The following is a 14,710-nucleotide window of genomic DNA, read 5'->3' on the forward strand; positions in this document are numbered from 1 at the left end:
AACCCAGAACTTTGAACTATATTTTTCTCAGTTCTTATTCCTATCTTTGCAGCCGCAAAAATCAGTGCATCAAAACTTGAAATATGAAAGCCGGAATTGTAGGATTACCTAATGTTGGAAAATCAACGCTCTTTAATTGTTTGTCTAATGCCAAAGCGCAAAGTGCAAACTTTCCGTTTTGTACCATAGAACCAAATATAGGGGTGGTGAATGTTCCTGACCCAAGACTTCAGAAGCTTGAAGAACTTGTGCATCCTGAACGCGTACAGCCGGCCACTGTGGAAATAGTGGATATTGCCGGGCTGGTAAAAGGAGCCAGTAAAGGGGAAGGTTTAGGAAACCAGTTTTTGGGAAACATCAGGGAGACCGATGCTATCCTGCATGTTTTGAGATGCTTTGAAAATGACAATATTGTGCATGTGGATGGTTCTATAGATCCAATCAGAGATAAAGAAACCATCGATATGGAGCTTCAGCTTAAAGATCTGGAAACCGTAGAAAAAAAGCTGGATAAGGTAAAAAGAGCCGCAAAAACGGGCAATAAAGAAGCTCAAAAAGAGGAAGCCGTGCTTTTAAAACTGAAACAAGGCCTGGAAGCAGGAAAATCGGTTAGGGCGATAGATTTTTCTGAAGACGAGCATAAGGACTTTGTAAAACCGCTGCAGTTTATAACCGATAAGCCGGTGATGTATGTGTGCAATGTTGAAGAAGGTTCAGCAGTTAACGGCAATGCACATGTAGAAAGGGTTCGTGAGGCGGTTAAAGATGAAAATGCCGAGGTTTTGGTACTTGCCGTGGGAACTGAAGCCGATATTACTGAACTAGATGATTTTGAAGAACGCCAGATGTTCCTTCAGGATATAGGCCTGGACGAGCCGGGATCGGCTAAACTGATTCGAGGGGCTTATAGTTTACTGAATTTACAAACTTATTTTACGGCAGGAGAGAAAGAAGTAAGGGCCTGGACCATTCCCGTTGGCGCAACCGCTCCACAGGCTGCCGGGGTTATTCACACCGATTTTGAAAAAGGTTTTATTCGCGCGGAAGTAATTTCTTATGAAGATTATGAAAATTACGGCAGTGAAGCAAAAGTAAAAGAAGCCGGTAAAATGCGCGTGGAAGGGAAAGAGTATTTAGTGAAGGACGGGGATGTGATGCACTTTAGGTTTAACGTGTAGTTATTAGTTCGAAGTTTAGAGTTCAGAGTTGGATAGAAATTCTGCTCCTAAATCTGCGATCTGCGGAGGAGGAGTGGAGAGTTTGGAGTTTGTTAAATTCAAAATTTCTCATATAAGAAAAGTTTGTAGTTAAAAAGCTGAGAGCAAATAACTTCTTTTTTATCTGCGAGAAAATCCAAAATTCTAAATGTCTAACTTCTAATATCTAATTTCTCACCTCTTGTTTCTAACTTCTAATATCTTGTTAATTACTTTGTGCGTCCAGGGTTTCAATTTTTGCAGCTAAGCCTTATATTAGCTGCAAACTCCATTTTCTACATATGAGCGAGGAAACAAAGTACACCGAGGATAATATTCGGTCGTTAGACTGGAAAGAGCACATTAGGATGCGGCCCGGGATGTATATCGGGAAGCTTGGGGACGGTTCCAGTGCCGATGACGGGATTTATATTCTGCTAAAAGAAGTCCTGGACAACTGTATTGACGAATTTGTGATGGGCGCCGGAAAAACCATTGAAATTTCCGTGCAGAACCAGCGGGTGATTGTTCGTGACTACGGGCGCGGAATTCCGCTGGGCAAGGTGGTAGATGTAGTTTCCAAGATGAATACGGGGGGAAAATACGATACCCGCGCCTTTAAAAAATCTGTGGGACTTAATGGGGTGGGTACCAAAGCGGTGAACGCACTTTCTTCTTATTTTAGGGTGGAATCCACGCGTGATGGGCAATCGGCTTCAGCCGAATTTGAGCAGGGAAACCTTACCAATCAGGAGCACCTTGAAGAGACTTCTCGCAGGAGGGGAACCAAGGTGACTTTTTTGCCAGATGAAGTAATCTTCAAAAATTACAAATTCCGCAATGAGTATATTGAAAAAATGCTCAAAAATTATGTCTATCTCAACCCGGGGCTGACTATAGTATATAACGGCGAAAAATTTTACTCTGAAAACGGACTAAAAGACCTTTTGGGCGATAGTATAAATGAAGATGACCAATTGTACCCGATTATCCATATGCGGGGCAATGATATTGAAGTTGCTATAACACACAGTAAATCACAATATTCTGAAGAATACCATTCTTTTGTAAACGGGCAGAATACTTCACAGGGAGGGACGCATCTTCTGGCCTTCAGGGAAGCAATAGTCAAAACCGTTAGGGAATTCTACGGAAAAAATTATGATGCCAGCGATATCCGTAAGTCGGTAGTAGGCGCTATTAGTATAAAAGTGATGGAGCCGGTTTTTGAAAGCCAGACCAAAACCAAACTTGGTTCTACAGATATGGGCGGCGATTTGCCAACGGTAAGGACGTACATCAATGATTTTGTAAAGCGCAACCTGGATAATTACCTTCACAAAAACCCGGAAACGGCAGAACAACTTCAGCGAAAAATTCTTCAGGCAGAAAGGGAGCGAAAAGATCTTTCAGGAATAAGAAAACTCGCGAAAGACAGGGCCAAAAAAGCCAGTCTGCACAATAAGAAATTAAGGGATTGCCGTATCCATTTGGGAGACAGCAATAAAGAGCGCTACCTGGAAACAACTTTGTTCATAACCGAGGGGGATTCGGCCAGTGGTTCCATTACCAAATCCAGGGATGTGAATACCCAGGCGGTTTTCAGCTTAAAAGGAAAGCCTTTGAACAGCTACGGGCTTAGTAAAAAAATTGTTTACGAAAACGAGGAATTTAACCTGCTGCAGGCTGCACTGAACATAGAAGAGTCTATGGAAGACCTTCGGTACAATAATATTGTGATCGCTACAGATGCCGATGTGGATGGAATGCATATCCGGTTGCTGCTGATCACGTTTTTTCTCCAGTTTTTTCCTGAATTGATAAAGGAAAATCATTTATATATACTGCAAACACCATTATTCCGCGTAAGGAATAAAAAAGAAACCATCTACTGTTACAGCGAAATGGAACGTAAGCAGGCGGTGCAAAAACTTTCAGGAAAGGTTGAAATCACAAGGTTTAAAGGACTGGGTGAAATTTCGCCCGATGAATTTGTGCATTTTATCGGGGATGATATTCGGCTTGATCCCGTTATGCTGGACAAGGATAAGTCCATTGAAGAAATGCTTAGTTTTTATATGGGTAAAAATACTCCCGACCGCCAGGAGTTTATTATTGATAACCTTAAAGTGGAACTTGATCTTGTTGAAGAATTAGGGATATGAGGTTTACCAATAAAAACGAGGTTAAGATAGTTCCCTCTATGTATATTGTTTTGGTAGCAGTTTTTGTGACCAATATTTTTGTAAACATAGAGCTCATGGCTTCAGATGAACCAATAAATTTCAGCCATTTTGTCCCCAATATCAGTACCTTATTATTAGGTTTTTATGTGCACAGGATTGGGCAGAGCTTTGATTTTGACAGTGATGGAGAAACGCTCAATTTTAAAAACAACGGCGTCTTTTTCTCAAAATTCATGGAATACCGGGTAAAAAAGGCGGAATTTCCGAAGAGAAAGCTGGGGAAATTCCGGTTTAGTGACTACGGAATTTATTCATCATTAACAATATATATTAAATCCAGGAGAAGATCGGGATATAGAAAATATACCTTTAATACTACATTTTTAAGCAGAAAAAAGAAGAAAGGCATGGTAGCCTCTCTTCAGAAGGTAATGGAATACAACGCTAATAAAGCAACCGCCTAATGGAAGAAAACCAAGAAGGAGCTCAGGAAGAACAATTTGAACAACCAAAAGAGGAGCTTATTCGGGTAACCGGGATGTATAAGGACTGGTTTCTGGATTATGCATCCTATGTAATTTTAGAACGGGCTGTACCTGCTATAGAAGATGGTTTTAAACCTGTGCAGCGCCGTATTATGCACTCCATGAAAGATCTGGATGATGGGCGCTATAATAAAGTAGCCAACATTGTTGGGCATACGATGCAGTACCATCCACATGGTGATGCCAGTATTGGGGATGCCATGGTACAGATTGGGCAAAAAGACATTCTTATTGATACCCAGGGGAACTGGGGAAATATTTTAACCGGGGACCGTGCGGCGGCACCCAGGTATATTGAAGCCCGGCTTTCAAAGTTTGCCCTGGAGGTTTTGTTTAATCCAAAACTTACCGAATGGCAGCTTTCTTACGATGGTAGAAAAAATGAACCGGTAAACCTTCCGGTTAAATTCCCGATGCTCCTGGCACAGGGAGCTGAAGGGATTGCCGTTGGCTTGAGCACCCGTGTGCTTCCTCATAATTTCAATGAATTAATTGATGCCTCCATAAAGCATTTAAGAGGAAAAAGATTTAAGCTCTTTCCTGATTTTCCTACAGGAGGCGAAGCTGATATTACCGATTATAATGATGGTATGCGCGGAGGCAGGGTTCGCGTAAGGGCTAAAATTTCGCAATACGATAAAAATACCCTGGCCATAACCGAGATTCCTTATGGTACCACCACCACAAGCCTTATAGATTCCATACTTAAGGCAAATGATAAAGGGAAAATTAAGATCAAGCGGATTGAAGATAATACCGCGGCTGAAGTAGAAATACTAATTCATCTGCCGACAAATATTTCTCCGGATAAGACCATAGACGCCCTTTTTGCCTTTACGCAATGTGAAAATTCCATTTCGCCCCTGGGCTGTGTAATTATCGATAATAAGCCGGTTTTTCTAGGGGTTTCAGAAATTTTACGCAGGTCTACAGACCATACTTTGCATTTGCTGAAGCGGGAACTGGAAATTTCCCTGGATGAGCTGGAGGAACAATGGCATTTTTCTTCTCTGGAAAGAATTTTTATTGAAAACAGGATTTACAGGGATATTGAAGAAGAAGAAACCTGGGAAGGCGTAATCCGTGCGATTGATGAAGGCCTGAAACCTCATATAAAGCACCTTAAAAGGGCGGTAACCGAAGAAGATATCGTGCGCCTTACAGAAATAAGGATTAAAAGAATTTCCAAGTTCGATATTGATAAGGCGCAGCAAAAAATTGAAGCGCTGGAAGACCAGATCGCAAAGGTAAAGCACCATCTGGATAATCTTGTGGATTTTGCAGTGGCTTATTTTGAAAAGCTAAAAAAAGATTATGGTAAAGGAAAAGAGCGCAAAACAGAACTGCGTTTATTTGAAGATATCGAAGCCACCAAAGTGGTAATTCGAAATACCAAGCTTTATGTAAACCGAAAGGAAGGTTTTGTGGGAACAGCTTTAAAAAAAGACGAATATGTTACCGATTGTTCGGATATTGATGATGTGATTTGCTTTACCGCAGATGGTAAAATGATGGTCACCAAGGTAGACTCAAAGACATTTATAGGTAAAGACATTATTCATGTTGCCATCTTTAAGAAGAAGGACAAGCGCACCATTTACAATATGATCTACCGCGATGGAAAGGGCGGCAGTACTTATATAAAAAGGTTTGCAGTTACATCAGTTACCCGCGATCGCGAATACGATCTTACCCAGGGAAAAAAGGACTCCAAAGTGATGTATTTCTCTTCCAATCCTAATGGAGAAGCTGAAGTGGTTACGGTATTCCTCAGGCAGGTAGGCAGCATCAGAAAAGTAAAATTTGATATGGATTTTGCCGATATCCTGATTAAAGGCAGGAATGTAAAAGGGAACATCGTCACTAAATATTCAGTAAAAAGAATAGAACTTAAAGAAGAAGGAGTTTCAACTTTAAAACCACGAAGGATCTGGTTTGATGAAACAGTGAACAGGCTGAATGTTGATGGAAGGGGAGAATTACTCGGAGAATTTAAAGGTGAGGACCGTTTGCTGATCATCACCCAGGATGGAGTGGCCAAAACCATAGTTCCCGAACTTACCACCCGTTTTGATGAAGAGATGGTGATCCTGGAAAAATGGAATCCTAAAAAGCCAGTTTCAGCCATTTACTGGGAGCCGGAAAAGGAACGGTATTATGTAAAGCGTTTTCTTATTGAACATCCTGAAAAAGAGGAAAAATTTATCAGCGATCATGAAAAATCCTTTTTGGAGGTAGTTTCCACAGATTATTATCCAATGGCCGAGATTGTATATGGCAAACAGAGAGGAAAGGACCAGCGGCCAAATGAGGAGCTTAATATTGAAGAATTTATCGCGATAAAAGGAATAAAAGCACAGGGCAATCAATTAACCACAGAGAAAGTGAAGCAAATAAACCTTCTGGATCCTATGCCTTTTGAGGAGGAAGATGAGAATGATGAAGAAGAGCAGGAGATGCAGGAGGATGAGGCTACTTTGGATGAGAAAAGACGTCCTGAAAAACTAAAGGATGAAAACAAAGATTCCTTATCTTCATCTTCAGAAAGTCAGACGAAACTATTTGATGAATAATGGGATTTTTTAAAGAGTTCAAGGAGTTCGCCGTAAAGGGCAACATGATAGACATGGCGGTGGGTATTATTATTGGTACCGCTTTCAATAAAGTTGTGGATGCCCTGGTAAAACAGGTGGTAATGCCTCCCTTAAGTATCCTTACCGGCGGAATAAATTACACCGATAAGAAATTAATCCTGAAAGAAGCTGTTATCACTGCAGATGGAGCAGTTACGGCAGAAGAAGTTGCAATAGGCTACGGAATTCTTATTCAGTCCCTTATTGATTTTCTTATAATAGGTCTGACCATTTTTATAGTGGTGAAATTCATGAACAGTTTCAGGAAAAAAGCCGAGGATCCCAAAAACAAAACGGTGGTTACTCCAAAAGATATTGAGCTGCTTTCCAATTTAAATGATCTAATGGAGGAGCAGAATAAACTGTTGCGGGAAAAAGGGATGTAATCAGTCCACTTTTGTTACCGAGCCTTTTTCCCTTCGGGTTTCCCCAACCACACCATACTCAAACGTATATCCATTCTTATTGGTGGTGAGGATCTTCATATGTATAGGTTTTCTTTCCTGCCTATTTTTTGGATGCAGGTTCTTCAGGATATATTCACAATCATTGATCCAGCGTACAGAGGAAGTATCTGCAGAACCCTGAAATTCATCAATTTCTATGGAATCGTTTCTTATAAAACGAGAAGTAACTATTTCCCCGTTAAGGTAAGACTGAAATTCAAAAGTACCTGTTCTGTAATCTTCACAGTTCCTTTCGGGCTGGAAACATGCCGTAAAAAGGCAAGAGCAACAAAAGATAATTAAAAGTTTACGCATACTGCAAAGTAACTTCTTTTGGAAGGAATTGTCAATTCTCAAAGGCGTCAAATGTCCCGTCTTCATAAAAAATAACGATTTTCTTTATGGGTTTGGACTTACTGCTCATAATAGTAGAAGGAGCGGAGGCTACTTCATTTAATTTTGCTGTTTGCTGTTCAGGAATACTTTCTCCTGTAGGAGCAGGGTTATTTTTTTCTGCGGAAGAAGAAACAGGTTCCTGTTTGTCTTCTTTAGGAAATTTTCCTTTTCCATTGAGAAGCCAGTACAATTCCACTTCAGGAAAAGTCTTTACAATCTTCATGACGAAATCGAGGCTGGGTTTATTTCTTCCGGAGAGAATATGGGAAATAGAAGACCGGCCCACTTCAATTTTATCAGCAAAAGAAGCTGCAGAAAGATCGTAAAACTCCAGGATCTTATTTAGTCGTATCCCGAACTGCTCAGTGTTTACCATTGTAAATTCATTTTACTTTTTAATAGGTTTACAAATGTAAATATAGTGAATAAGCATCACAAATTACATTTGTAAATGATCTTATTTCAATAAACAATTACTTCATGTAAAACAACATAAATAACTAGTAAATAATATTTTGTATTTATTTTAATAGCTGAATGGAAATATTCCTAGCGCTATCCTTAGCTTCTGCAACTTAATGTTTACAAATGTATCAAAGATCATACGTTTTACCTGTTTACATTTGTAAAAAATGTATTATTTACTTTTGTAAACATGAAAAATTATCCAGCTTATTTACAAGATTTAATGCGGGAATATCCGCAGGTAAAGAATTCAGAAATTTCAGGAAGGTATCTCAATCTTGACCATATTGGTCCTGTCCTTGAAACTTTATCAGGATATTATACTATTGAAAAAATAGGTAAGTCTGCGATGGGCGAACCTATCTCTATAGTTAAATTTGGAACTGGTAAAACAAAAATCTTCGCCTGGTCCCAAATGCATGGTAATGAAACCACCACCACAAAAGCGGTTTTTGACCTTCTTAATGCTTTCCAGAGGAAGGAAGAATTTCCCGTTTTAAAAGAAATCCTTGAAAAATGCCAGATATGGATTATCCCTATGCTCAATCCTGATGGTGGGAGGTCTTATACCAGAGCGAATGCGAATAACGTGGATTTAAACCGGGATGCGCAGAACCTGGAAGAAGTGGAGAGCCGTATCTTAAGGGAACAATTTGATAAGTTTTCCCCCGATTTTTGCTTTAACTTACACGACCAGCGGACCATTTTTACAGCAGGAACAGCTCCAAAGCCGGCAACTTTGTCCTTTCTTACGCCTGCCATGGAGGAACAACGCCAGATTTTTCCAAGCCGTAAAAAAAGCATGAAGCTTATAGCAGCTATGGCAGCTGATTTAAAAGAAGAACTGCCCGGCCAGATTGGACGTTATGATGATGCTTTTAACCTGAACTGTACCGGAGACACCTTTCAGAGTCAGGAAGTGCCTACAATTCTTTTTGAAGCAGGGCACTATCCGGGCGATTATCAACGGGAAATTACCAGGAAATATGTTTTTGCAGCGCTGGTTGCAGCTCTTCATCATATTTCTTCATCAGATTACTTAATATTTGATTATCATGACTACGGTAAGCTTCCGGAGAACCAAAAATTTTTCAACGACATCGTGTTAAAAAATGTGAAGTTAAGTGACGAGGAAATTTATGATGTTGCCATACAATACCGGGAGGAATTGAAAAATGGAGAGATTATTTTTACACCCGTAGTAGAGAAAATTGGGGAGAAAATGAAAAAATACGGGCTACGGGAAATCGATTGTGAAAAAGAATTTGCACTACAGGAAGGGGAGGATAGGCTAGCCGAAAACGTTGTAGTTAATAAAATAATCTTAAATGGACGAGAAATAGACCTGAAACCTGATTAATTCCAGAAAAATTTATCAATACTTCAATGAATTTGTATTATTTTTGAATTTCATATAAAAAGAAGTTTAGAAAAAATGGCCAAGTTTAAATTAGACGACACAGATCACCAGATTCTCGATATGCTTATTGAGAATACCAGGACTCCCTTTACCGATATCGCCAAAAAGCTTTTAATTTCTGCCGGTACCGTTCATGTAAGGGTGAAAAAAATGGAAGAGGCGGGAATCATTATAGGTTCTTCCCTTACGCTGGATTATCAAAAATTGGGCTACGCGTTTATCGCTTATGTAGGCGTATTTTTGAAAAATACTTCCCAAACGAAATTCGTTCTTGAACGTATTAATGAAATTCCTTTTGTTACAGTGGCACATGTTACTACAGGTAAATTTAATGTCTTCTGTAAAGTTAGGGCTAGAAACACCCAGCATGCGAAAGATATAATTTTTCAACTAGATGATATAGAGGGAGTTTACAGAACAGAAACTATGATTTCCCTGGAAGAAAGCATTAACGATAAGAAGCGTTTAATGCATTCCATTTTCCAGGACATGTAAAGTTATCCTAAACTTTTAATAAAAACCCTTTAGGCTAACTTGCATAAAGGGTTTTTTAATAAATTTAAGTCAAACACCAACTAAGATTATGCATAGAGAACCAAAACTCGACAGATTCAATGAAAGTGTACTGGCAAAATACCAGATTTATAACAGTATTTTCCTGACCCTTCCATTCAGCGACATTAGCAAAACGGGGGCTTTATTGCCTTTATTTCAGGATGTTTGCGAAGAAGGTTTTAAGGAAAATAAAAATCCTTCTGAAATTGTAGAGCGCTTTTTCAAAAAGTACCATCAAAATCCTACCGAAGAAGAAAAGAACAACCTGCTTTTCCGTTTTATACAATTTATTGAACGCCAGGTGGTTTTATTTGATGCTATTGAAGATGCCTCTTTTCCTATTGTAAATAATATGGATGGAAGGGGAACCCTGCGAAATGTGAAGGAGGAAGCTGAAGCGAAAAATAAAACCGAAGAATTAAGGGATTATTTAAAGCGCTTTAAAGTCCGTCCTACATTAACTGCCCATCCCACGCAGTTTTATCCGGGCGCCGTTTTAGGCATTATTACAGATCTTGACAAAGCCGTGCAGGAAAATGACGTTATCGGAATCAAAAAATTATTGTCCCAGTTAGGCAAAACACCTTTTTTCAATAAAGAGAAGCCCACGCCTTTTGATGAAGCGGTGAGCCTTATCTGGTATTTTGAAAATGTTTTCTATCACAGCGCCAGCAAAATCTACAATTATATTCAGCAGAATATTTTTGAAGGAGAAGATGTGGGCAATCAGGTAATCAATCTTGGGTTCTGGCCTGGGGGAGACCGTGACGGAAATCCTTTTGTGACCACAGATATTACCCTGAAGGTAGCCCGTAGGCTTAGAAGTACGATTTTACTAAATTATTACCGGGATATAAGAAAACTTAAACGAAGAATTACTTTTGAAGGCATAGATGAAATTGTTTCTGAAATAGAATCTGCTTTATATAAAGGAGCAGTTTCGAGGGAAGAAGAGCTTCAACTTTCACTTGAAGATTTTAAATCTAAACTTCAGCAGATTAAACAGATAATAATTGAAAAACATAATTCTTTGTTCCTGGATGAAGTAGATGATATCATTAATAAAGTAAACCTTTATGGTTATTATTTTGCCACGCTGGACATTCGTCAGGATGCCACTGTGCACCAGGAAGTTTTAGATGAAATTATTAAAGTGACCAATGCCAATGGAACCAAAATCCTGCCGGAGAATTACAACGACTTATCTCCTGAAGAGCAAATTGATGTATTGCGAAATGCGCAGGGAAAACTTAATCCTGATGATTTTGAAGAAGGGATTACTAAATCTACAATTTCATCTGTGTACGCAATGCAGACCATTCAGGAGAGAAATGGTGAAAATGGAGCCAACAGGTATATTATAAGTAATTGCGGGTCTGTTCAGGGAGTTCTTACTCCATTTGCCTTCCTAAGGTCTTGTGGATGGGAAAAGCCTAGCGTAGATGTTATTCCGCTTTTTGAAACTGTTCCAGATCTTCAATCTGCCCATAAAACCATGGAGGTGCTGTATAATGATCCTGTTTATAGTGAACATTTAAAAAGAAGGGATAACAAGCAAACTATTATGCTTGGCTTTAGCGATGGTACTAAAGATGGAGGTTACCTTATGGCGAACTGGAGTATTTACAAAGCTAAAGAGGCGATTACTGAAGTATCCAGGAAAAACGGGATAAAAGTGATTTTCTTTGATGGACGGGGAGGGCCACCAGCAAGGGGAGGCGGTAAAACTCACCAGTTTTATGCTTCACTTGGGCCTGGCATCGAAAATGAGGAAATTCAGCTTACCGTGCAGGGGCAAACAATTAGTTCCAACTTTGGTACTCAGGATTCCTGCAGGTATAACCTGGAGCAGTTGCTGAGTTCAGGGGTTTCTAATGAAATCTTCAGTAAAGGCACCAACAAACTTTCAGAAGAAGACCGCAACACCATGAACGATCTTGCGGAAATCAGTTACGACACCTATACCGGTTTTAAACAACATGAAAAGTTTATTCCGTACCTGGAAAAAATGAGTACGCTTAAGTACTACGCCAAGACCAATATTGGAAGCCGTCCTTCTAAGAGAAACAAGTCGGCTAAACTAAATTTAAAGGATTTGCGTGCCATACCTTTTGTAGGAAGCTGGAGCCAGCTTAAACAGAATGTTCCTGGATTCTTTGGAGTGGGAACAGCGATTAAAAAATATGAGAAGGAAGGAAAACTGGATAAGGTTATACAATTGTACAATAATTCCATTTTCTTCAAAACTTTATTGGAAAACAGTATGATGAGTCTTACCAAGTCATTCTTTGAATTAACTTCTTATATGCAGGATGATAAGGAATTTGGTGATTTTTGGAAGCTCATTCATGCCGAATATAAAAGAAGTAAAGCTATGATCCTTAAAGTGACTGGTTACAAGGAATTAATGGAAAACCAGCCGGCAGGACGCGCTTCTATACAGGCAAGGGAAAATATTGTTTTGCCTTTGCTCACCATCCAGCAACATGCCCTAAGAAAAGTGCAGGAATTGCAGGAAAACGATGGGAACAAGGACTTACTGGAAATCTATGAAAAGATGGTGACCCGTTCCCTTTATGGTAATATAAATGCAAGTAGAAATTCAGCTTAATGAAAGTAACCACTTTACATTCTGATGAATACCTTGAATTTTATCAGGGCTACATTAATAACATCCCCAAAGAGCAGTCTTTGGGGATATTATTTCAGGAAAATAAAAAGGAGTTGTTACAGGTTCTTAATGAAGAAATTTCTGCGGAAAAATTAAAGTTCCGCTATGCAGAGGGAAAATGGAGCATAGCCGAAGTATTGCAGCACCTGATTGATGTTGAGCGCATTTTCCAGTACCGTGCACTTTGTATAGCCAGGGGAGATCAAACCTCTTTACCGGGCTTTGATCATGATGAATATGCTAAGAATTCCTTCGCTTCAGCCAGAAGCCTGAATGATTTTAAAAAGGAGTTTGAAACGGTAAGAAATTCAACAATAAAGCTGTACAGGAGTTTTCCTGAAGCTGTTCTTGAACAAAGAGGAACTATGAACGGGGCACCGGCCAGTGTAAGGGCAATAGGTTTTATAGTAGTTGGCCATGCCATGCATCATAAAAAAATACTCATGGAAAAATACTTATAGATGCTAAAATCTTTGAAGACATTATGGAAGCTTTTAAAAGAGGCTTATGTGAGCTGGAACAGGAACGAGCCTTATGCCCGTGCTGCCACCATTGCATATTACGCCCTGTTTTCCCTTCCGTCTTTATTGATTATAGTAGTAACTGTTGTTGGTTATTTTTTCGGAAGGGCTTTTGTTCAGGGAAAAATTACTAATGAGATAGCTTCTTTTATAGGCTCCGAGTCGGCTAATGCTATTGAAAGTATGGTATCGAATGCTGCTCTTACAGAGCGCTCCACCTTTGCCATTATATTCGGTATTCTTTTTCTTTTATTTGGCGCAACAGGAGTTTTTTTTCAGCTTAAGATGGCCATGAACAATATCTGGAATGTTGCCGCTAAAAAAGTGAATTTCGGTAGGATTGTCCTGGACCGGGTTATTTCTTTAGGGATGGTACTGGTAATTGGCCTTTTAATGCTAATTTCTCTTATTATTTCAGCGGTGCTAAGTATAGTTCAGGATGAAATACAGGAGTATGTGCCAAATATTACAACTTTTATGGTGAGTGCAGCTAATTTCCTGATTTCGTTCCTTTTTATTACCTCGCTTTTCGCTTCTATTTTCAGGCTGCTGCCAGATATTCATATTAAATGGAGAACAACGTTCTACGGGGCAGCGTTAACTACTATTCTTTTTCTAATTGGTGAATATTTGATAGGATTTTATTTTGGCCAAAGTGATCCTGCTTCAGTTTATGGTGGGGCATCTTCTGTAGTGCTTATTCTGTTATGGGTTTACTACACCTGTCTCATTTTGTTTTATGGTGCAGAATTTACAGTACAGTATGCGCTTTATAAAAATGAGCGGGTAGAGCCAAACAGCTATGCCGAGCCGGCAATTTACCAGGAAATGGAGAAACTGGAAAGCAAACGTATTCAGCTTAAAGAAGAAAAGGCAATTATTGATCGTTTAAAATCTAATCTTGATTATGACGATGAGAATAATAAAGGTTCCGAAGAAAAAGAGCCTAAATCCAAAAAATAGAAATTTTCCCTTCCGGTTAGGAAATGTTTAACGCTCAACCCCCAGGTTTTATAAGGCTCTTAATACATTTTGCCTGTGTTGCTTGTTATCTTTGAGGTAAATAAAAAAGAAAAATTATGGACAAGAGAATAGCAATTTTAGCAACAAACGGATTTGAAGAAAGCGAACTAAAATCTCCAAAAGAAGCCCTGGAAAAAGAAGGTTTTACAGTGGATATTGTAAGTCCGGAAGCTGGAAAAATAAAAAGCTGGGATGTTGATAAATGGGGAAAAGAATATGATGTGGATAAGACCATTGACGAAGTGAGTGCAAAAGATTATAATGCGCTTGTGCTTCCTGGTGGAGTAATGAATCCTGATCATTTAAGAATAAATGAGGATGTGCTGGTTTTTGTAAGAGACTTCTTTAAACAAAGCAAGCCGGTTGGAGCCATTTGCCACGCCGCCTGGACATTGATTAATGCCGATGTGGTAGAAGGAAGAACCATGACTTCTTATAAAACCCTTAGGAAAGACCTGGAAAATGCAGGGGCTTTATGGGTAGATAAAGAAGTGGTTGTAGATGAAGCTTTTGTAACCAGTAGAAATCCAGATGATCTTCCAGCGTTTTGCGCTAAGATAATAGAGGAAATAAAAGAAGGTAAGCACGATTTACAGCATGCCTAATTCTTCCAGGTTGAAGAAATAGGAATGTAAAACTTATTAGAATATTTA

The 14,710-nt window shown here is 39.2% G+C and carries 13 protein-coding genes; 11 read left to right on the forward strand and 2 right to left on the reverse strand.

Features of this window, described 5'->3' with window-relative positions; all coding sequences use genetic code 11:
- Positions 1-83 precede the first annotated feature (83 nt).
- From ychF to mscL, 5 genes are all read left to right on the forward strand, one after another.
- Positions 84-1,178 (forward strand): redox-regulated ATPase YchF, encoded by a 1,095-nt coding sequence (gene ychF, locus RM553_RS14680; RefSeq protein WP_311535698.1) that lies wholly within the window; start codon positions 84-86, stop codon positions 1,176-1,178.
- Between the two features lie 320 nt (positions 1,179-1,498).
- The gene (locus RM553_RS14685) at positions 1,499-3,361 is read left to right on the forward strand and encodes a DNA topoisomerase IV subunit B (protein WP_311535699.1); all 1,863 of its coding nucleotides are present in this window, start codon (positions 1,499-1,501) and stop codon (positions 3,359-3,361) included.
- Positions 3,358-3,846, forward strand: coding sequence for a hypothetical protein (locus tag RM553_RS14690; protein ID WP_311535700.1), 489 nt, complete (start codon positions 3,358-3,360; stop codon positions 3,844-3,846). The genes RM553_RS14685 and RM553_RS14690 overlap by 4 nt, the downstream gene beginning before the upstream one ends.
- A complete protein-coding gene (locus RM553_RS14695; protein WP_311535701.1) occupies positions 3,846-6,500 on the forward strand; it encodes a DNA gyrase/topoisomerase IV subunit A in 2,655 nt (884 codons plus the stop codon). Before RM553_RS14690 ends, RM553_RS14695 begins: the two co-directional genes overlap by 1 nt.
- Positions 6,500-6,946, forward strand: a complete 447-nt coding sequence (mscL, locus tag RM553_RS14700) for a large-conductance mechanosensitive channel protein MscL (protein WP_311535702.1) — start codon at positions 6,500-6,502, stop codon at positions 6,944-6,946. Before RM553_RS14695 ends, mscL begins: the two co-directional genes overlap by 1 nt.
- Here mscL and RM553_RS14705 read toward each other — a convergent pair whose 3' ends face one another.
- Together RM553_RS14705 and RM553_RS14710 are read right to left on the reverse strand one after the other, a co-directional pair.
- Positions 6,947-7,321 (reverse strand): DNA topoisomerase IV, encoded by a 375-nt coding sequence (locus tag RM553_RS14705; RefSeq protein WP_311535703.1) that lies wholly within the window; start codon positions 7,319-7,321, stop codon positions 6,947-6,949.
- Between the two features lie 31 nt (positions 7,322-7,352).
- Positions 7,353-7,778 (reverse strand): helix-turn-helix domain-containing protein, encoded by a 426-nt coding sequence (locus RM553_RS14710; protein WP_311535704.1) that lies wholly within the window; start codon positions 7,776-7,778, stop codon positions 7,353-7,355.
- A gap of 279 nt (positions 7,779-8,057) precedes the next feature.
- Here RM553_RS14710 and RM553_RS14715 point away from each other — a divergent pair, with 279 nt between their 5' ends.
- The 6 genes from RM553_RS14715 to RM553_RS14740 all read left to right on the forward strand — a co-directional run bounded on the left by RM553_RS14715 (position 8,058) and on the right by RM553_RS14740 (position 14,662).
- Positions 8,058-9,227 carry a M14 family zinc carboxypeptidase gene (locus RM553_RS14715; protein ID WP_311535705.1) on the forward strand — a complete coding sequence of 390 codons (1,170 nt, stop codon included), beginning with the start codon at positions 8,058-8,060 and terminating at the stop codon, positions 9,225-9,227.
- A gap of 75 nt (positions 9,228-9,302) precedes the next feature.
- The gene (locus tag RM553_RS14720; protein WP_311535706.1) at positions 9,303-9,782 is read left to right on the forward strand and encodes an Lrp/AsnC family transcriptional regulator; all 480 of its coding nucleotides are present in this window, start codon (positions 9,303-9,305) and stop codon (positions 9,780-9,782) included.
- Positions 9,783-9,870: 88 nt separating this feature from the next.
- On the forward strand, positions 9,871-12,453 hold the full coding sequence (locus tag RM553_RS14725) for a phosphoenolpyruvate carboxylase (protein WP_311535707.1): 2,583 nt from the start codon (positions 9,871-9,873) through the stop codon (positions 12,451-12,453).
- Positions 12,453-12,974, forward strand: coding sequence for a DinB family protein (locus RM553_RS14730; protein ID WP_311535708.1), 522 nt, complete (start codon positions 12,453-12,455; stop codon positions 12,972-12,974). Before RM553_RS14725 ends, RM553_RS14730 begins: the two co-directional genes overlap by 1 nt.
- The gene (locus RM553_RS14735; RefSeq protein WP_311535709.1) at positions 12,975-13,997 is read left to right on the forward strand and encodes a YihY/virulence factor BrkB family protein; all 1,023 of its coding nucleotides are present in this window, start codon (positions 12,975-12,977) and stop codon (positions 13,995-13,997) included.
- Between the two features lie 116 nt (positions 13,998-14,113).
- Positions 14,114-14,662 carry a type 1 glutamine amidotransferase domain-containing protein gene (locus RM553_RS14740; RefSeq protein WP_311535710.1) on the forward strand — a complete coding sequence of 183 codons (549 nt, stop codon included), beginning with the start codon at positions 14,114-14,116 and terminating at the stop codon, positions 14,660-14,662.
- Positions 14,663-14,710 lie beyond the last annotated feature (48 nt).

It is taken from the genome of Autumnicola tepida (assembly GCF_031846485.1).
GTDB lineage: Bacteria > Bacteroidota > Bacteroidia > Flavobacteriales > Flavobacteriaceae > Autumnicola > Autumnicola tepida.